Origin of the sequence: Exiguobacterium sp. s36 (assembly GCF_018618345.1) — a bacterium.
GTDB classification, from domain to species: domain Bacteria; phylum Bacillota; class Bacilli; order Exiguobacteriales; family Exiguobacteriaceae; genus Exiguobacterium; species Exiguobacterium chiriqhucha.
In genome coordinates, this window is sequence record NZ_JACSLW010000039.1 from 1 (window position 1) to 220 (window position 220).

General features: G+C 51.8%; 1 rRNA gene. It reads left to right on the plus strand.

Annotated features, from left to right (window positions below):
- Positions 1 to 134: 134 nt before the first annotated feature.
- Positions 135 to 220 (plus strand): 5S ribosomal RNA (rrf, locus tag KNP95_RS16020); the annotation flags it as partial.

Genomic DNA, 220 nt, shown 5'->3' on the forward strand with positions numbered 1-220 from the left:
TGAGGTAGATAGGTCATGGGTGGAAGCACGGCGACGTGTGGAGCTGAATGATACTAATCGGTCGAGGCTTTGATCTAGTCTAAGGTTTGGATGAATTGATGAGTCTTCAGTTTTGAGAGAACGATCTCTCTATGTCTGGTGGCGATGGCGAAGCGGCCACACCCGTTCCCATGCCGAACACGGAAGTTAAGCGCTTCAGCGCCGAAAGTAGTTGGGGGTC